The organism is Streptomyces hypolithicus, assembly GCF_052934925.1.
The window spans coordinates 328,892-346,017 of the sequence record NZ_CM128811.1 but is presented as its reverse complement, the minus strand read 5'-3'; the positions used below and the strand labels follow the sequence as shown (position 1 = coordinate 346,017).

General features: G+C 71.8%; 13 protein-coding genes, 1 tRNA gene and 4 pseudogenes. 12 read left to right on the top strand and 6 right to left on the bottom strand.

Going from position 1 to position 17,126, the window contains the following annotated elements; genetic code table 11:
- Nucleotides 1–67 precede the first annotated feature (67 nt).
- Nucleotides 68–226: pseudogene (locus ACU6WZ_RS01730) on the top strand (sugar ABC transporter ATP-binding protein); the annotation flags it as partial.
- Nucleotides 227–438: 212 nt separating this feature from the next.
- Here ACU6WZ_RS01730 and ACU6WZ_RS01725 read toward each other — a convergent pair.
- The gene (locus ACU6WZ_RS01725) at nt 439–1,770 is read right to left on the bottom strand and encodes a DUF2254 domain-containing protein (RefSeq protein ID WP_447031325.1); all 1,332 of its coding nucleotides are present in this window, start codon (nt 1,768–1,770) and stop codon (nt 439–441) included.
- Nucleotides 1,771–1,962: 192 nt separating this feature from the next.
- On the opposite strand from ACU6WZ_RS01725, the gene ACU6WZ_RS01720 reads away from it, so the two are divergent.
- The 6 genes and pseudogenes from ACU6WZ_RS01720 (at nt 1,963) to ACU6WZ_RS01695 (ending at nt 8,330) form a co-directional block, all read left to right on the top strand.
- Nucleotides 1,963–2,050, top strand: a tRNA-Leu gene (locus tag ACU6WZ_RS01720).
- 98 nt (nt 2,051–2,148) lie between these two features.
- Nucleotides 2,149–3,081 carry a pseudouridine synthase gene (locus ACU6WZ_RS01715; protein WP_447031324.1) on the top strand — a complete coding sequence of 311 codons (933 nt, stop codon included), beginning with the start codon at nt 2,149–2,151 and terminating at the stop codon, nt 3,079–3,081.
- Between the two features lie 189 nt (nt 3,082–3,270).
- Nucleotides 3,271–3,750 carry a VOC family protein gene (locus tag ACU6WZ_RS01710; RefSeq protein WP_447031323.1) on the top strand — a complete coding sequence of 160 codons (480 nt, stop codon included), beginning with the start codon at nt 3,271–3,273 and terminating at the stop codon, nt 3,748–3,750.
- Between the two features lie 49 nt (nt 3,751–3,799).
- Nucleotides 3,800–4,705 carry a ribokinase gene (locus tag ACU6WZ_RS01705; protein WP_447031322.1) on the top strand — a complete coding sequence of 302 codons (906 nt, stop codon included), beginning with the start codon at nt 3,800–3,802 and terminating at the stop codon, nt 4,703–4,705.
- 127 nt (nt 4,706–4,832) lie between these two features.
- The gene (locus ACU6WZ_RS01700) at nt 4,833–5,591 is read left to right on the top strand and encodes a 4'-phosphopantetheinyl transferase family protein (RefSeq protein WP_447031320.1); all 759 of its coding nucleotides are present in this window, start codon (nt 4,833–4,835) and stop codon (nt 5,589–5,591) included.
- Nucleotides 5,592–5,703: 112 nt separating this feature from the next.
- Nucleotides 5,704–8,330, top strand: a pseudogene (locus ACU6WZ_RS01695) (ATP-binding protein).
- A 91-nt stretch (nt 8,331–8,421) separates the two neighbouring features.
- Here ACU6WZ_RS01695 and ACU6WZ_RS01690 read toward each other — a convergent pair.
- The 3 genes from ACU6WZ_RS01690 to ACU6WZ_RS01680 form a co-directional block, all read right to left on the bottom strand.
- Nucleotides 8,422–9,675, bottom strand: a complete 1,254-nt coding sequence (locus ACU6WZ_RS01690; protein ID WP_447031319.1) for an SGNH/GDSL hydrolase family protein — start codon at nt 9,673–9,675, stop codon at nt 8,422–8,424.
- Between the two features lie 129 nt (nt 9,676–9,804).
- Complete coding sequence (locus tag ACU6WZ_RS01685; RefSeq protein WP_447033797.1) at nt 9,805–10,236, bottom strand: hypothetical protein; 432 nt, start codon at nt 10,234–10,236, stop codon at nt 9,805–9,807.
- A gap of 8 nt (nt 10,237–10,244) precedes the next feature.
- A complete protein-coding gene (locus ACU6WZ_RS01680) occupies nt 10,245–10,685 on the bottom strand; it encodes an ATP-binding protein (protein WP_447031317.1) in 441 nt (146 codons plus the stop codon).
- Between the two features lie 206 nt (nt 10,686–10,891).
- On the opposite strand from ACU6WZ_RS01680, the gene ACU6WZ_RS01675 reads away from it, so the two are divergent.
- The 3 genes from ACU6WZ_RS01675 (at nt 10,892) to ACU6WZ_RS01665 (ending at nt 12,889) form a co-directional block, all read left to right on the top strand.
- Entirely contained in the window at nt 10,892–11,752 is an 861-nt protein-coding gene (locus ACU6WZ_RS01675; RefSeq protein ID WP_447031316.1) for a Sco1979 family transcriptional regulator, read from the top strand.
- A complete protein-coding gene (locus tag ACU6WZ_RS01670) occupies nt 11,752–11,997 on the top strand; it encodes a DUF397 domain-containing protein (RefSeq protein WP_447031315.1) in 246 nt (81 codons plus the stop codon). The genes ACU6WZ_RS01675 and ACU6WZ_RS01670 overlap by 1 nt, the downstream gene beginning before the upstream one ends.
- A gap of 82 nt (nt 11,998–12,079) precedes the next feature.
- Nucleotides 12,080–12,889, top strand: a complete 810-nt coding sequence (locus ACU6WZ_RS01665) for an SAM-dependent methyltransferase (RefSeq protein ID WP_447031314.1) — start codon at nt 12,080–12,082, stop codon at nt 12,887–12,889.
- 79 nt (nt 12,890–12,968) lie between these two features.
- Here the strand turns inward: ACU6WZ_RS01665 and ACU6WZ_RS01660 are convergent.
- A pseudogene (locus ACU6WZ_RS01660) lies at nt 12,969–13,475 on the bottom strand (FGGY-family carbohydrate kinase); the annotation flags it as partial.
- On the opposite strand from ACU6WZ_RS01660, the pseudogene ACU6WZ_RS01655 reads away from it, so the two are divergent.
- A pseudogene (locus ACU6WZ_RS01655) lies at nt 13,467–13,619 on the top strand (xylose isomerase); the annotation flags it as partial. The pseudogenes ACU6WZ_RS01660 and ACU6WZ_RS01655 overlap by 9 nt on opposite strands.
- Before the next feature lie 50 nt (nt 13,620–13,669).
- On the opposite strand, the gene ACU6WZ_RS01650 reads toward ACU6WZ_RS01655, so the two are convergent.
- Nucleotides 13,670–14,899 carry an ROK family protein gene (locus ACU6WZ_RS01650; RefSeq protein ID WP_447033795.1) on the bottom strand — a complete coding sequence of 410 codons (1,230 nt, stop codon included), beginning with the start codon at nt 14,897–14,899 and terminating at the stop codon, nt 13,670–13,672.
- Nucleotides 14,900–15,028: 129 nt separating this feature from the next.
- On the opposite strand from ACU6WZ_RS01650, the gene ligA reads away from it, so the two are divergent.
- Nucleotides 15,029–17,119, top strand: a complete 2,091-nt coding sequence (gene ligA, locus ACU6WZ_RS01645) for an NAD-dependent DNA ligase LigA (RefSeq protein ID WP_447031313.1) — start codon at nt 15,029–15,031, stop codon at nt 17,117–17,119.
- Nucleotides 17,120–17,126 lie beyond the last annotated feature (7 nt).

Here is a 17,126-nt window from a genome sequence, read left to right as displayed (position 1 = left end):
CCTGCCCTGCTTCGCCCTGCCCAGAGACCGGATCACCACCCCGCCGCACCCGCCGAGGGGAACCGTCATGGCACCAACGCATGTCGGTCCACCGCCACTTCTCACCATGTCCGCCATCACCAAGGCCTTCCCCGGCGTCCGCGCCCTCGACGGCGTCGACCTGGAGGTCCAGACCGGTGAGGTCCACTGCCTCCTCGGCCAGAACGCCGCCGGCAAATCCACCTTGCAAGGAACTGCCGTGACCCAAGCCGTCACCGACGCCGAACCCACCCCCCCTCCTCGTCCTGGACGTGGTCGGCCTCACCTCACAACTCCTCGACCACATGCCCCGCCTCAAGCGCCAAAAGGACTGCTGACTCCGCCCTTCTCACCACAGAACAACCCCACAGCCCAACCCCGCTGACCAACCCCACAGCCCAACCCCGCTGACCAACCCCACTAACCAATCCCCTGCCGGTCGGGGACCAGGGCGAAATCCCGGTCGGCGGGCTCGGGCGCCGTACGTTCCACGGCCTGCACCAGGAGCGCACGGTGCCGGAGCAGCGCCGCGCGCCGCTCCTCGGACGCCAGCCGCAGCAGGTCGTCGAGACCGGCCATCATCCGCCGCGAGACCTGCGGATTCCCGGTCACGCACCCCCGCATCTCGGTGAACCCGAGATCCACCAGATCAACCCACCCCGGCACCCCCTGCACCAGCCGCACGTCCCCGCGCCCGTCCCGGTGGTACAGCGCCCCCAGCGGCAGCCGCACGGCCACCGCCAGGATCTGCACGATCCGGTCGACGGCCTGCACGGCAGTCGTCGGATCGTTCACGGCGGCCGACAGCGCGCGCAGCCCGATGTCGGCGAGCTGGCGCAGCCCGAACCCCAGATCCTGGTGAAAGGTCCGCTCCACTCCCACCGACACCGTGTACCGCAGGGCACGCCGCGGCGGTGCCTCACCACCGTGCACGGCGAGCAACGGCGTACCGGGCACCACGAAGTCACCGGTGCGCGGAATCAGCCGCAGTACGACCCCGCGCCGCCGCGCCACCCGCACGAGCCGGGCGATGTTCACGTCCCGCAGCAACCCGGCCCGCCCGGCGTGCGCGACCGTCGCGGTCTGCGCACCGACGTCCACCGCCTCCTCGCCGAAGCGCTCCTGCCGACCGAGCACCCGCATGGACTCGCGGGCGATGTGGTCGATGACGTAACTGATGCGCATGAGCCGCAGCATCGAGTTCACGTACGCGATGAACAGCAGCAGGCTGAGCCCCACCATCGCGATCGTCAGCGCGCTCTGGGCGAGCGGCACCGCGATGACAAGACGCGGGTCGGTGGCACCGTCGTACGCCCCCATGACCAGCAACGACAGCACGAACGTAGCCAGAAACACCGCGAAGGTCAGTTTGGTGATCCGGCTCCTGACGAAGATCCGCACGACGCGCGGACTGAACTGCCCACTGGCCATCTGCACGGCGACGAGCGAAATGCTGAAAACGACACCGATGAACGTCATCATGGCCGAGCTGACCGTGGTGATGATCGTCTTGGCGTCCTTCGCGAAACCGATGAGGTCTTCGATGTCCTCGTACGCCCGCCTGCGCCGCAGAGTCTCGATGATCTCCTCGTCGGCCCACGAGGCCAGCCCCCACAGCACCAGCACACCCACCAGCCCGGCGGTGGGCGCGAACCACAGGGTGTCCCGCAGATGCTCCCGCAACGGCGACAGGGCGCGCGGCCGGCGCCGCCCACGACGGCGTTCCGCCCCGATTCCGTATCCGTACTTCATCTCGCGAACGCTAGATCTCCACTGTGCGCACATCCGCCGCAACACACTGTGCAAACGCCCGCCGAGATGCGGAGAGCCTCACCCGAAGGGGGTCACCACAGGCCACTGACCACGGGATACGCAGGTGAAAGCCACCCCCGCCCCCTGGTATTGTTTTCCATGTCGCCACGGGAAACCGGGGCCGATCACCTGGTCCGGGTGGCGGAATGGCAGACGCGCTAGCTTGAGGTGCTAGTGCCCTTTATCGGGCGTGGGGGTTCAAGTCCCCCCTCGGACACCACTGAGGTCCCCACGGAATGCCGTGGGGACCTTTTGCGGGCCGACGTACGCGGCCGCCGGCATCCCGTAGCGATCGGCAGACGGACAACGGACTCCACCGTGAGACGCAGACGCAAACCTCCACCCCCGTCGCCCCTGCCGCAGCGCGACGGCATCGACCCGGTGCGGCTGAGGCTGTCCGCCGATCCGGACGGGCGCTGGGCGAGTGTGCGCGACCATGTCGTCGAGCGCTATGCCGGCGCCATCGACGCCGACCAGGTCGACACCATGTTCCGCGAGGGTCGCATCGTCGGCGAGGACGGGCCGGTCGCCGCCAACGAGCGCTACACCGCTGGGCGCCACCTCTGGTTCCATCGCCGCTTCGCCGCCGAGGTACCGGTCCCGTTCGAGATCGGGATCGTGCACCGCGACGAGCACCTCGTCATCGTCGACAAACCTCACTTCCTGGCCACGATGCCGCGCGGCAGCCATGTGACCGACACCGCCCAGGCCCGGTTGCGGCGCGAGCTGGACCTGCCCCAGCTCCAGCCGGCGCACCGCCTGGACCGGCTGACGGCGGGGCTGCTGCTCTTCGTCGTCCGGCCGCAGGACAGGGGCGCGTACCAGACGATGTTCGGCGCCCGGCGAGTCCGCAAGGAGTACGAGGCCATCGCCCCGTACGACCCTTCCGTGGCGCTGCCCCGCACCGTGCGCAGCAGGATCGTCAAGGAGCGTGGGGTCCTCGCAGCCCGTGAGGAGCAGGGCGAGCCGAACAGTGAGAGTCGCATCGAGATGCTGGAGGAGCGCGCCGGGCTCGGCCGGTACCGGCTGCTGCCGGCCACCGGCCGCACCCACCAGTTGCGGGTGCACATGAACAGTCTGGGGCTGCCGATCCTGGGTGACCCGCTCTACCCGGAAGTACTCGACGAGAGACCGGACGACTGGCAGCGGCCCCTGCAACTGCTGGCCCGGTCCCTGGAGTTCACCGACCCGGTCACCGGCGCCCCACGCCGTTTGGAGAGCGAGCTGCGCCTCGACCGGTGGCCAGGCTGATCCACGCCGTCCATCCAGCGCTGGATCCATTCCGTCAGCCGGGCCTCCGTGGGGACTCGGCCGGGTGGCGTAGCCGCTCCGTGCCGTACGGGTGCAAGAGAGCGGGGCCGGAGGCGCACCGATGAGTTCGCGTCGCGGGATCGGTCTCCATGAGTGCACACGCAATGTGCTCGAAGAGTGGAGGAGCCGATGGTCACCAAGGGATTCACCAATTGTCTGTGGTTCGACGGGCAGGCCGAAGAAGCCGCGGAGCACTACGTCTCGATCTTCAAGGATGCGAAGCTCGGACGGGTCGGTCGCTACACCGAGGCCGGGCCCGGACCCGCGGGAACGGCAATGGCTGTCGAGTTCGAGATCAACGGCCAGAAGTTCGTCGGGGTCAACGGCGGCCCGCAGTTCACGTTCGACGAGGCCATCTCGTTCCAGATCCACTGCGCGGAACAGTCCGAGGTGGACTACTACTGGAGCAGGCTCTCCGAGGGCGGTTCGCAAGGCCCGTGCGGCTGGCTGAAGGACAAGTACGGGGTGTCCTGGCAGGTCATTCCCGATGGGCTCATCGACATGCTCGGAGACCCGGATCCGGAGAAGGCGACGCGGACCACCAAGGCGATGTTCGCCATGAGCAAGCTCGACATCGGCGCGCTCCGCAAGGTCCACGCGGGGGAGTAGCGGGCCGGACCGACCTCTCACGATCGCGACAATCGAAAGCGGGACAGCCATGCACGACCACGACCTGCTGGTCGTAGGTTCGGCCAACGCCGACCTGGTGATCGCCGTGGAGCGGCGCCCCGCCCCCGGCGAGACGGTCCTCGGCTCCGACCTCGTCGTCCACCCGGGCGGCAAGGGCGCCAACCAGGCGGCCGCCGCCGCCCGCCTCGGCGCCAGGGCCGCGCTGCTGGCCCGTGTCGGCGACGACGCACACGGGCGGCTACTGCTGGAATCCCAGCGCGCGGCCGGCGTGGACACCGCGGGTGTCCGCGTCGGCGGGGCGCCGACCGGGGTCGCGCTCATCACCGTGGACCCGTCGGGCGACAACAGCATCGTGGTCTCGCCCGGCGCCAACGCCCGCCTCACCCCCGAGGACGTCCGCGGCGCAGGCCACCTGCTGGCCGGCGCGGCCGTCGTCTCGGCACAGCTGGAGATCCCGCTGGAGACGGTCGCCGAGGTCGTACGCACCCGGCCGCCCGGTACCCGGTTCGTACTCAACCCGTCGCCGCCCGCACCGCTGCCCCCGGACGTGCTCGCGGCGTGCGATCCGCTGGTCGTCAATGAGCACGAGGCGCGATTCATCCTCGGCGACGCGGCGGGCGACGACCCCGAGTCCTGGGCCCGGCACCTGCTCGCCCGCGGCCCGCGCTCGGTGGTCGTCACCCTGGGCGCGGTGGGCGCACTGGTCATGGGCGGCCGTACGGACGAGGCTGTACGGGTGCGGAGCCCCCAGGTCCGCGCCGTGGACACCACCGGCGCGGGCGACGCTTTCACCGCTGCCCTCGCGTGGCGGCTCGGCCTGGGCGAAGACCTGCCGACTGCTGCCGCCTTCGCGGTGCGGGTGGGCGCAGCGGCCGTCACCAAGGAAGGCGCGCAGGCGTCCTTCCCGACGGCCGAGGAGGTCGCCGCCCTGTGAAGAAGACTGCGTCCCCGGCCGCCACCCGTCCCCTCCCGGCCCTGGACCTGATCGCGCACGCCGATTTGAAGGCCCGGCTGCGGCCCCCGCCCGGCCGTGCGCATGCGCGTTGCCTATCCTCGACCGGGTGAACGAGACCCGGGTCGACGCAGTTCTGACGTACTCGCCCATCCCTGTGGCCCTGGACGCGCCCTTCGCACGGACGGAGTTGCCCGAGGCCGGCGCTGCGCCCGTGTTGTGGAGTGTGGACGCGGACCGGCAGGGGGATGTCGCGGAGCGGCTGGCAGGCGGGGTGCTCGACGACGGGGAGAAGGAGCGTGCGGCGGGCTTTCGGCGGGAGGCCGACCGCCGGTGTTACGTCGCCGCGCATGTGGCGCTGCGGACCGTGCTGGGGGCCTGCCTCGGGATGGAGGCGGGCGCGGTACGTCTGCACCGCGAGCCGTGCCCGTCCTGCGGCGCACCGCACGGGCGGCCCGCCACCGCCGACGGTCCCGTGCACTTCTCCCTGTCGCACAGCGGCAGCGTCGCCCTCCTCGCCTGTGCCCGGGTGCCGGTGGGAGTGGACGTGGAGGCCGTGCCGCGGCCGGGCGTCGCGGCAGACATCGCCGGGGAACTGCACCCGGCTGAGGTCGCGGAGCTGGCGGCCATGCCTGAGAACGAACGACCGGACGCTTTCGCCCGCGCGTGGGCGCGCAAAGAGGCATACCTCAAGGGGCTGGGGACCGGTCTCTCCCGCGGGCTCGCACGCGACTACGTCGGCACCGCCGTGGCCTGGGCAGGGCGTCCGGCGGGCTGGCGGATCGGCGATGTGACGGCGCCGGCCGGGTTCGCCGCCGCCGTCGCCTTCGCGCACACGCCCGGATCCGGACGTGTGGACGGAGACTGAAAAGACGCGCTGGTAACGGTCGTTCACCCTTCCAGGAGGAAAGTGACCGGATCGAATCCGCCCGCACCGATGCCGGGCTACGCTCGGAATCCGCCACTGATGGGGAGGGACGATGGTGCCCCGCCCGGAGCACCCGGTCACCGTTCCGCTGCTGGAACGCGAGACGGAACTCGCCGCCGCCGCGCACGCCGTCGAAGCGCTCTGCGCGGACACACCGGCCGGTGGGGTCCTCGTCTACAGCGGTGAGGCCGGCCTGGGCAAGACAGCGCTGCTGTCCGAGGTGCGCCGCCTGGCCGCCGCCCGCTGCACGGTGTGGTCCGCCCGAGGCGGCGAGACCGTCACCTCCGTTCCCTTCCACGTCGTACGCCAGCTCCTGCAGCCCGCCTTCACCCTGCTCGCGGCGTGGACGCCAGGGAACTGCTCGGCGACGGGTACGAGATCATCGGCCCCGCTCTCGGGGTGGCACCGCCGGGAGGGCAGGCCGACCCCCAGGGTGTGCGCGACGGCCTGGACGGCCTCGTGCGGCAACTGGCGGCCGCCCACCGGCCGCTGGTCCTGATCGTCGACGACGCGCACTGGTGCGATCTGGAGAGCCTCGGCTGGCTCGCGTCGTTCGTCAGGGGCAGTGATCTTCCGGTCCTCGTCGTCATCGCGTACCGCACCGAGGAACCGACCGGTGAGACGGCCGAGTTCATCCGTACGACAGAAGCCGCCGCGCGGCAGTGCGTCGCGCTGCGGGCCCTCACCCCCGAAGCGGTCGCCGGCTACGCGCGGGCAGCGCTCGGCGACCACGCGGACGACTCGTTCTGCCGCGAGGTGTGGGCGGTCACCGGCGGCAACCTCTACGAGACCGTGGAGCTCATCGCGAAGGTACGGGACGAGGGCCTGGCCCCCTTCGAGGCCTCGGCCGGCGCCCTGCGCGCCCTCGGCGCCTCGGCTCGCGGCACCGGTCTGATCGCCCGGCTCGAAGAACTGGGCACCACGACCACCCGGTTCGCCTGGGCGGCCGCGATCCTCGGCACCGAGATCGCGCTCGACCTCGCCGCCTCGCTCGCCGTCCTCGGCCGTGACGAGGCCGCCGCCTGCGCCGAGCGGCTGCGCGCCGCCCGCATCCTCAGGGGCACCGACCCGATGGAGTTCGTCCACCCGCTCATCGCGGGCGGTGTCTACCGCGCGATCCCCGCCGCGACCCGCACGGCCATGCACGGCCGGGCGGCCTGGGCCGTCACCATGGCCGGCCGGGGCGCCGCCGCAGCGGCCAGGCACCTGCTCGAAGTCCACCCGGACGACGACCCCGAACTGGTCGCGCAGTTGCGGGACGCCGCGGCCGAGCACCTCGCGGTCGGCGCTCCCGACGCGGCCAGACGCTGTCTGGAACGGGCCCTTCAGGAGCCGCCGCTGCCAGAGGAACACGCCCAGGTCCTGTACGAGCTGGGCTGCGCCACGCTGCTCACCTCGCCCGCCACCACGGTCGGGCACCTGCGGGCCGCGCTCGGCATGCCCGGGCTCGACGCCGACGGGCGGGTGGACGCCGTTTTCCGGCTCTCCCAGGCCCTCACCCACAACAACCAGACCCGCGAAGCCGCGCAGGTCGTCGCCGCCGAGGTGGCGAGGACGCCACCGGGGCCGGTCAGGATGCGGCTCCAGGCCGTGCACTTCCTCTGGGAGGGCGTACAGGCGACCGAGGACGACGGGCCCGCGCGCTCGCGCCGGCTCGCGGACATGACCGACGGCCTACGGGGCAGCGACAACTCCGAACGCGTACTGCTCATACTGCGGGCCTTCGACGCGACGGCCCGCGGTGAGAACGCCGAGTACATCGTCCAGATCTGCGACCGCGCCCTGGCGAACGGACGGATCGCGCCCGGTCTCGGCTGGACCAACACCGCGTGGGGGTTCGAGCCGCCCGCGCTGCTCGGCCTCACATACGCCTTCGCGGACCGTCTCGACGAGGCGGAGAGCCTCTTCGCCGAGGCACTGCGGGCCTTCGAGATCTCCGGCTGGAGCGGCGGCCATCTGGCTTTCGCCCACGCCCTCGTCGGGTATCTCCAGCGCAGGCGCGGCCGGCTCGCCGAGGCGGAGACGCACCTGCGGGAGAGCCTGCGCCTCGCCGAACGCGTCGGGAACGGCCTGCCGATGCACTGGGACGCGGCGTGCATGCTCATAGACACGCTGCTCGCGCGGGGCAGGGTCGACGCGGCCCAGGAGGCGGCCGAACGCCACGCGTTCGCCCCGCCGTACCCGTCGTCGATCGTCATTCCCGACGCTCGGTGCGTACGCGGAAGGCTGCTGCTGGCGCAGGGGCGCACCAGGGCCGCCGTCAAGGAGCTCGAAGCGGCCGGTCAGATCCTGACGGCACGCGGTCGGCACAACGGTGTCATGGCTCCCTGGGCCAGCGATCTGGCATGTGCGGTCGCCGCCGACGAACCCGGCCGCGCCGCCGCACTCGCCGCCTACGTACGCGACCGGGCGGAACGCTTCGGGACGGACACCGCGATCGGCGAATCACTGCGCTGCGAGGCTGCCCTCGCCGAGGGCGACCGGGCGGTCGAACTGCTCGCCAAGGCGGTCGCCTTCCTGGAAGCATCTCCCTGCGCGTACGAGCATGCCGTGGCCCGCGTCGAGTACGGCGTCGCGGCCCGGTCCGCCGCGGAACTGACCCGCGCTCTCGCCCTCGCCGAGAGCTGCAGCGCCGATGGCCTGGTGGCACGCGCGAGGGACGCGCTGCGGTCGCTGTGAGCGTTTTCGCGCGTTCCGGGGTAGCTGTTTTTTGCGTTCCCGGGAACGCAAAAAACAGCTACCCCGGAACGGCTGGGCGCAGGCGCGCTGTCTACCGCCTCGAACAGTGCAGGCTCCCCAAATCGACCGCATCGCTCATGGCCCGCATTCCCGCGTCGTTCGGGTGCAGATGGTCGCCGCTGTTGTACGCCGGGAGCAGCCTGGTCGGCGCCACCGGGTCCTTGAGCGCCGCGTCGAAGTCGGCGACGGCGTCGAACGCCTTGCCGTCACGGATGAAGGCGTTGACCTCCTGGCGTACGGCCTCTCCTCCGGGCGTCCATTCCCGCCAGCCCTCGTATGGCAGCACGGTCGCCCCGACCACGCACACCCCGGCGGCGTGCGACCTCTCGACGAGCTGCCGGTAGCCGGCGATCACCGCTGCCGCCGAAGCCGCCGGCACCCCCTTGATGTCGTTGACCCCTTCGAGCAGCACCATGGTGCGCACGCCCGGCTGCGAGAGCACGTCCCGGTCGAGCCGCTTGAGCGCGCTCTCGCCCGTGCCGTCCGTCAGGACCCTGTTGCCGGAGATGCCTTCGTTGGCGACGCCCTTGACGCGCGCTGTGGCGTCGGCGTCCAGGCGGCGGGCCAGGAAGTCCGGCCAGCGGCGATTGGTGTCGCGGGTGGAGACGGCGCCGTCGGTGATCGAGTCGCCCAACGCGGCCACCGCCGCTGTGCCGCGCCGCGCGCCCACCGTGACCACGTCGAGGTAGAACCACGAGGTGGTCTGCTGAGTGAAGGGCGCCGCCGTCTCGTCTGCGGCATGGTCACCCGCCGGTGCGATCCAGGAGGTCTGCCGCGCCATCCTGTGGCCGGTCGCGGCCCCGCCCGCGCTGCTCACGTGCAGGCTGATGGCCAGGTCGGACTGGGGCAGTACCGTGCCGGACAGCGGATCGCTGTATACGGAGCCCCTGGGCGGCACGGTCACGGACGGCGAACCCGCGAAGGACAGAGCCCTGTTCGTGCCCGGCACCACCGAGGCGCCGGCGGCCCGCAGGCCGACGTGGGCGCGGCCGAAGGTCACCGGCCGGTCGCCGAAGGCGTTGGACAGCCGGATCCGCAGCCAGCTGCCGCCCGCGCTGGTGTGCACGACGAGACGGTACGTACGTTCGTCCGCGCCGGAGGCCGCCAGCCGGTCCGTGGCGGCCGCCCAGGTGACGACGGACGTTCCCCCCGGCTCCGGGGCCCGCCCCGGAGCCGGGCCGGCGACGGACGGCGGCCCCGCCGTGAGGACCGCCGCGAGCGCTGCGGCGGCGGCCGTCAGAGCGCGCAGTGTGTGCCTGTGCCCGCGTGACGAGTGTGTGTTCATGGCGCGGCGACTTCTCCCCCTGAGCTGGGTGCGATCGGGCGCTCAGAGGATTGACTCCCGCTGCGGCAGGCCCTGTCCAGGAAGCGGAAGGGGAACAGCGGCCTACGCGGAGGTGTCAGGTTCCGGGTGTCAGGTTCCCTGGCGCGGCACAGTGGACCACACCGGAGCCGTTCCCGCGACGCGGCACACCACGAGATAGAGCGGAATGGGTGGCGTATAGGGCGCGGTCCCTTCCGGTGAATGGATCAGCCGCGGACGCTTCCCGGGAACGCTCGCACCGGGGACGTACCGGGCAGGCGCCGGCCACAGGAGACCGAGGTCCGACTCGGCGGGAACGATCCACCACCACCAGTCGGCGTCGGCGAAGACACAGCCGGGCCGCGACAGGTGCGCCATCATCCGCATCCCGTGCCGGGCCGGTATCCCGACCGCGTCGCAGCCCAGCGGCGCGGACAGGCCCGCCGGTACGGGCAGCCGCAGGCGCGGGCCGCCGGACTTGCCGGGCGGCCGCCTCCCACCGCGCCACGCCCGCGAGAGCCGGCCCGCCGACAGGCCGGACATCACCGACCTCAGCAAGGAAGCTCCGCCCAGACGATCCTTCCAGGCCCCTCCGCCGCGTCACGCGTTCCCCAGAAGCTGCTCAGGGCGTCCACCAGCTGCAGACCGCGCCCGTGCTCCTCGTCGCCGGCCTGGCGCAGCTGAGGGCCCGTCGGCCGCAGCCCCTGGTCCTTCACGGCGACACGCAGCCGGCCGTCGCTGTCGCGCAGTTCGCAGACGACGTGCTCGCTCGCCGTGTGCAGGAGTGCGTTGGTGAACAGTTCACAGACGATCAGCGCCGCGGTCGCGCAGGCGTCGTCGTCGACACCCCACTGGGTGAGCTGTTCCCTCGTCAGGCGCCTTGCGGTGGAGACGAACTCGGCTCGGGCGGGCAACTCGAATCCGTACCGCCGTATGTCCGTCCCCCGGCAACGGTCCATCAGCTGGGGGACGAGCGCAGTGCCTGGTGCCACGAGCGATTCCTCACGGTGTGGGGGCAGCGCCGGACAACTGCCTCCGCTCGTGGGCAGCGCGCGGCATCCGCGTGAACTGGTTCACCCGCCAACTCTCCCTCTGATCGGGACACTTGGCAAGAGTCACTATGTATTTTGCAGAGTGTCAATTCTTTGGCCCCGGCCTCGTGGCACACTGCACGCAACAGTCCATGGGGAGGTCTGAAGTGAGCGAACCGCGGTCCGCCCCGACGGTCGGTCAGGTCGTACTGGGCAAGCGCCTGCACGACCTGCGCGAGCGGGCCGGGCTCAGCCGCGAAGCAGCCGCCAAGGTGCTCCGCGTCACCCCGGCGACCATCCGCAGGATGGAGACCGCCGAAGTCGCGCTGAAGATCCCGTACGTCCAGCTGCTCCTCCAGGCGTACGGGCACCCCGGCAGCGAGATCGACGCGTTCGTGGAGCTGGCCGAGGAGGCCAACAAGCCCGGCTGGTGGCAGCGCTTCCACGGCATCCTGCCCGACTGGTTCAGCATGTACGTCAGCCTGGAGGGCGCCGCGTCGCTCATGAGGGCGTACGAACCCCACTTCGTCCCCGGACTCCTCCAGACCGAGAGCTACGCCCGCGCCATCCTGCGCGGCGGCGCCGTCGGACAGATCAACCCCGGCGACATCGACCGTCATGTGGCGCTGCGCATGGAGCGCCAGAGCCTGCTCACGCGCCCCGACGCCCCGAAGCTGTGGGTCGTCATGGACGAGACCGTCCTGCGCCGCCCCGTCGGCAGCCCGGACGTGCGGGGGGAGCAGATCGACCGCCTCCTGGAGGCCGCCGAGATGCCCAACATCACGCTGCAGATCGCGGAGTTCGCCACGGGCCACCACCCTGGTACGTACGGTCCGTTCGTCCTCTTCCGCTTCGCTGTACCCGAACTCCCGGACATGGTCTACAGCGAGTACCTGACCGGCGCCGTGTATCTCGACGCACGCCCCGAGGTGGCGGCCCACCTCGAAGTCATGGACCGCATGGCGGCTCAGGCCGCGACTGCACAACGCACGAAGAAGATCCTCAAGGATCTCCGCAAGGAGCTGTGATGGACCGGACGGACCACATATACAACGGCATGCCCGCGACCGACCTGCCGACCGAAGGCTGGTACAAGCCGTGGAGCGGCGGCAACGGCGGCAACTGCATCGAAACCATGAAGCTCGCCGACGGCCGGGTCGCGGTCCGTCAGTCCGCCGACCCCGAAGGCCCGGCACTGATCTACACCCCCGGCGAGATCGCCGCCTTCATCCGGGGAGCGAAGGCCGGCCAGGCCGACTTCCTGCTCACCTGAACGTTCGCCGTTTCCCGCACAACACCCGCCGCCCCCGCACACCGCACCTTTCACCCTTTCGCCGCAACCCATGGAGCGCCGTATGACCGGGCAAGACCGCACCCCTGTCGAGATCGACACGAGCAAGCCGCACCCGGCCCGCATGTACGACTGGTTCCTGGGTGGCAAGGACAACTACCCGGTCGACGAGGAGATGGCCCGACAGCTCCTCACCCTCGACGCCCGCGGCCGCGACATGGCCCGAGTGAACCGGGCGTTCATGCACCGGGCCACGCGCTGGCTCGCGGAGAACGGCGTACGCCAGTTCCTCGACATCGGTACGGGCATACCGACCGAGCCCAACCTGCACCAGATCGCCCAGCGGACCGCCCCCGACGCACGCATCGTCTACTGCGACAACGACCCGATCGTGCTCGCCCACGCCGAGGCGCTGCTGCGCTCCACCCCGGAAGGCGCCACCGAGTACATCCAGGCCGACGCCCGGGAACCCGACGCCATCCTGGAACAGGCCGGCAAGGTACTCGACTTCACCCGGCCGGTCGCGCTCTCCCTCGTCGCACTGCTGCACTTCGTCGGTGACGAGGACGGCGCGCACGCCCTGGTGAACCGGCTCATGGACCGCCTGCCGTCCGGCAGTTACCTGGTGCTGTCCCACGTCACCGGCGACTTCGACCCGGAGGGCGCGGCGGAGGCGGCGGCGATGTACTCCGCCCGCGGCCTCACGCTGCGCCCGCGCTCGCGAGAGGAGTTCGCCGAGTTCTTCCAGGGCTTCGAGCTCATCGACCCCGGCGTCTCGCTGGCCGCCGACTGGCGTCCCGAGCTCGGCGAAGTGGTCCCGGTGGCGGGCGACGACCCCATCCCCGGCTACACGGGCGTGGCCCGCAAGGCCTGACGCCTGGAGGTGTCGTCCGCCCGGTCAGGGCCCGGCGGACGGCACCTGCGACGCGCCACCACCTGCGCGACGCCGGTCATCACGGTCGCGCTCGCGCGTACGCCGCCACCGTCCGCTCCAGGACCCCGGTGACCCGCGACCAGGTCTCCCCGTCGCGCGCGACCGCCGGAAGTTCGACACCCCCGCCGAGGTTCCACTCCGACGCCACAGCCACCGCGTCCCGCCCGGTCGCCGCTCCCGCCGCGAGCGCGGCCGCGCCCAGTGCGACCAGTTCGCCGGCCCCGGGGATCAGCAGCGGCCGCCCGGACAGGCGGCGTACCGTCTCCACCCACGTTCGTCCCGCCGCACCCCCGCCCACCAGCCGCAGTGGGCGGGCCGCGACTGCTGGGTCCTGCGGGTCGAGGCCGCAGGCGCGCAGGACGTCGTCGAGGGCGCGCAGCACGGTGACGGCCGCCCCCTCGTACGCGGCGCCCAGCAGTTGCCGGGCGGTGGTGTCGTGCCGCAGCCCCGTCAGCAGGCCGGACGCGGACGGCAGATCCGGCGTGCGTTCGCCGTCCAGGTAGGGCAGCAGCACCGCCTCGCCGCCCCGACCGCCGAGGACGGGCTCGCGGGGCTGCTCGCGGACCGTGGCTCGTACGAGGACTTCGACGTCACGGCGGCCGCCGAACGGAGCATGGCCTTCGAGACCCTGGACCAGCTGGCGCTGGATCACCTGCTGGGCGTGCGCTAGGCGCGCGTCCAGCGTGCCGGCTCCGGCTCCCGGCCCCGCCCGCAGGGTGTCTACCCGTACGCCGCCGGGTCCGTCAGGACCTCTCGTACGACCAGGGCTGCCGCGCCCCGGGACGCGTCGCCCGTCAAGGACGAGGCGCGCAGCCTGCCGCTGCCCTCAGCCCACAGGCCGGACACCACGCGGCCGCTCAGCGCGGCGTCCGCCGGCGCCGCGAGCCACGGCATCAGCGTGCGGTAGATCCCGCCGAGCACCACCGCGTCGGGGTCGATGAGATTCACCGCGCCCGACAGGACCAGCCCGAGCATGGCCCCCGCCTCCCGGATCGCGGCGAGCGCGCGCTGATCGTCCGCGCGGGCCAGGGAGGCGAGTTGCCCGACGCCCGGCACTCCGGCGTCCTCGTCGATGCCCGCCGCCCGCAGCATCGCCCGCTGTCCGGCGTACTGTTCGAGGCAGCCCCGCGACCCGCAACGGCACGGCGGCCCGTCCGGCGCCACGACCACGTGGCCGATCTCCCCGGCGAACCCGTGCGCGCCCCGCAGCAGCTCGCCGTGCAGGACGAGGGCACCGCCGACGCCGATCTCGCCGCTCACGTACAGGAACGTCCGGTCCCGGCCGAGGTCGCCGAACCACAGCTCGGCCAGCGCCGCCAGATTCGCTTCGTTCTCCGAGCCGATCCGCAGCGCCCGCCCGCCGGGGAGCAGTTCCGCCAGCGCCCGGCCGAAGAGGGCCTCTGCGTCGACACCGGTCCAGCCCAGGTTGGGCGCCTGGCGGACCGTACCGCCGGACACCAGGCCCGGTAGTGCCAGCTGCACGCCGACGGGCCGCAGACGCTCCCGAGCGGCCGTCTCCAGCGCCCGGGAGGCGATACGGGCGGCGCGCGCCAGGACCTCGGACGGCGGGGCGCCACGGTGGTCGACGGGCTCGGTGATCCGCACCCGTTCGCTCCCCGACAGGTCGGTCACGCACACCGACACATAGTCGATGTTGATCTCCACGCCCAGCCCCGCCAGGCCGGTACGGGCCACCTTCAGCACCGTGCCCGGACGCCCGGCCTGGCCGCTGAACGTCTTCCCCGACTCCGTGACGAAGCCCCCGTCCAGCAACTGCTCGACCAGCGACGAGACGGCCGCCCTGGTCAGCCCCACCCGGGCGGCGACCCCGGCGCGCGTTGCCTCGCCCGTGTCGTGGACGGCGCGCAGCACCAGACTGAGGTTGTGTCGGCGCACGGTGTCCTGGTCGGCCTTGGGTCCCAGGGCCTCGGGCGGGTTGCTGCGCTTCATCGGGCTCTTCGGGCTCACAGGGCTCATAGGGCTCGTGTCGGACTCGTCGTGCGGCTCATCGACCGGAGCCTAGGCGACACCGCAGGCCGGCCGGTCGCCGACCGGGCATTGTCAGTGGCGGCAGGCAGGATGAAGGGCATGACGAACACACCTGCTGTTCTCGCAGACCCGGCCGCCTACGCCGCCGCGGTGCAGACCGCCACCCGCGCGGCCGCCGCGTACTACGGCCGGGGCGACAGCGCCCTGGATGACGAGGCGTACGACCGCTTGGTCCGGGCCGTCGAGGGGTACGAACACGAGCACCCGGACGAGGTGCTGCCGGACTCACCGACGGGCAAGGTCGGCGGCGGCGCGGCGGTCGGCGACATCCCCCACACGGTGGCGATGCTGTCGCTGGACAATGTGTTCTCCGCCGAGCAGTTCACGAGTTGGGCGGCGTCCCTGGAGCGCAGACTCGGCCGGCCGGTGGAGCAGTGGAGCGTCGAACCCAAACTCGACGGGCTCGCCATCGCCGCCCGCTACCACCGCGGCAAGCTGGTCCGGCTGATCACGCGTGGAGACGGCACGGCAGGAGAGGACGTGTCGCACGCCATGGGCACGATCGTCGGTCTGCCCGGCGAGCTGACCGAGCCGGTCACCTTCGAGGTGCGCGGGGAAGTGCTCATGACCGCTGAGCAGTTCGAGCGGGCGAACGCGACGCGCACGGAACACGGCGGGGAGCCGTTCGCCAACCCGCGCAACGGCGCGGCGGGCACCCTGCGCGCCAAGGACCGCCCGTACCGGGTGGAGATGACCTTCTTCGCCTACGGCGCCCTGCCCCTGCCCCTGCCCGGCTCCGGCGACCTCGCCGAACGGCTGGGGGAGTGGCCGCACAGCGAAGTCCTGCGGTACGTCGCGGCGACCGGCGTGCACACCGCGGCCGGCACGCCGGTGCCGCCGCGCACGGCAACCGCCGCCGATGACGTGCAGGCCAGGGTCGAGGAGATCGCCGCGCTGCGCCCCGAGCTGCCGTTCGGCATCGACGGCATCGTCATCAAGGCCGACCTCGCCGCCGACCAGCGCGAAGCCGGCTCCGGTTCCCGCGCGCCCCGGTGGGCCATCGCGTACAAACTCCCCGCCGTGGAGAAGGTCACCCGGCTGCTGGACGTGGAGTGGAACGTCGGGCGCACGGGCGTCATCGCCCCGCGCGCGGTCCTGGAACCGGTCGAGATCGACGGTTCGACCGTCACGTACGCGACCCTGCACAACCCGGCGGACATCACCCGCCGTGACCTGCGCCTGGGCGACCAGGTGATGGTCTACAAGGCGGGCGACATCATCCCCCGCATCGAAGCGCCGGTGGTTCATCTGCGGACCGGGGACGAGCGGCCCATCATCTTCCCCGAGGCGTGCCCGCAGTGCGGCTCGGACATCGATGCCACCGAGCAGCGCTGGAGGTGCGTGCGCGGCCGCAACTGCCGGGTGGTGGCGTCCATCGCGTACGCCGTGGGGTGCGACCAGCTCGACATCGAAGGCCTCGGCACGACGCGCGTCGTGCAGCTCGTTGACGCGGGCCTGGTCAGCGACTTCGCCGACCTGTTCACGCTCACCCGCGAGCAACTCCTGACGCTGGAGCGGATGGGCGAAATCAGCACGGACAACCTCCTGGCCGGCATCGAGCAGGCCAGAACCCGCCCGCTGTCCCGTGTCCTTGCAGCGCTCGGTGTACGGGGCACGGGGCGCTCCATGTCGCGCCGCATCGCCCGGCACTTCGCCACGATGGATCATCTGCGGGCCGCCGACGCGGAGGCGGTGCAGCGGGTGGAGGGCATCGGGGTGGAGAAGGCCCCGGTGATCGTCACCGAGCTCGCAGAACTCGCGCCGCTGATCGGCAAACTCGTCGCGGCGGGTGTGAACATGACCGAGCCGGGGGCCACTTGGCCGGTCGAGGGGGACGCGGCAGCGGACGAAGGTGCGGCTGCCGGGCCGCTGGACGGCATGACGGTCGTCGTCACGGGAGCCATGACGGGGCCGCTGGAGAAACTGAGCCGCACCCAGATGAACGAGGTCATCGAGCGGGCCGGCGGCAGGGCGTCCTCCAGCGTCTCCAAGCGTACGGCGCTCGTGGTGGCGGGGGAGAACGCGGGGGCGAAGCGGGCCAAAGCGGAGGACCTTGGTGTACGTGTGGCGAGCCCGGACGAATTCGCGGCGATGATCGCGGACCTGCTCCAGGAAGCGTAACGCCGGG

Bases quoted from the DNA above. Each gene is read 5' to 3' on its own strand.
- ACU6WZ_RS01670 (WP_447031315.1), top strand. From the start codon at position 11,752: ATGGACCGGACGGACCACATATACAACGGCATGCCCGCGACCGACCTG.
- ACU6WZ_RS01650 (WP_447033795.1), bottom strand. From the start codon at position 14,899: ATGAAGCGCAGCAACCCGCCCGAGGCCCTGGGACCCAAGGCCGACCAG.
- ACU6WZ_RS01725 (WP_447031325.1), bottom strand. From the start codon at position 1,770: ATGAAGTACGGATACGGAATCGGGGCGGAACGCCGTCGTGGGCGGCGC.
- ligA (WP_447031313.1), top strand. From the start codon at position 15,029: ATGAAGGGCATGACGAACACACCTGCTGTTCTCGCAGACCCGGCCGCC.
- ACU6WZ_RS01710 (WP_447031323.1), top strand. From the start codon at position 3,271: ATGGTCACCAAGGGATTCACCAATTGTCTGTGGTTCGACGGGCAGGCC.
- ACU6WZ_RS01690 (WP_447031319.1), bottom strand. From the start codon at position 9,675: ATGAACACACACTCGTCACGCGGGCACAGGCACACACTGCGCGCTCTG.
- ACU6WZ_RS01705 (WP_447031322.1), top strand. From the start codon at position 3,800: ATGCACGACCACGACCTGCTGGTCGTAGGTTCGGCCAACGCCGACCTG.
- ACU6WZ_RS01685 (WP_447033797.1), bottom strand. From the start codon at position 10,236: ATGTCCGGCCTGTCGGCGGGCCGGCTCTCGCGGGCGTGGCGCGGTGGG.
- ACU6WZ_RS01665 (WP_447031314.1), top strand. From the start codon at position 12,080: ATGACCGGGCAAGACCGCACCCCTGTCGAGATCGACACGAGCAAGCCG.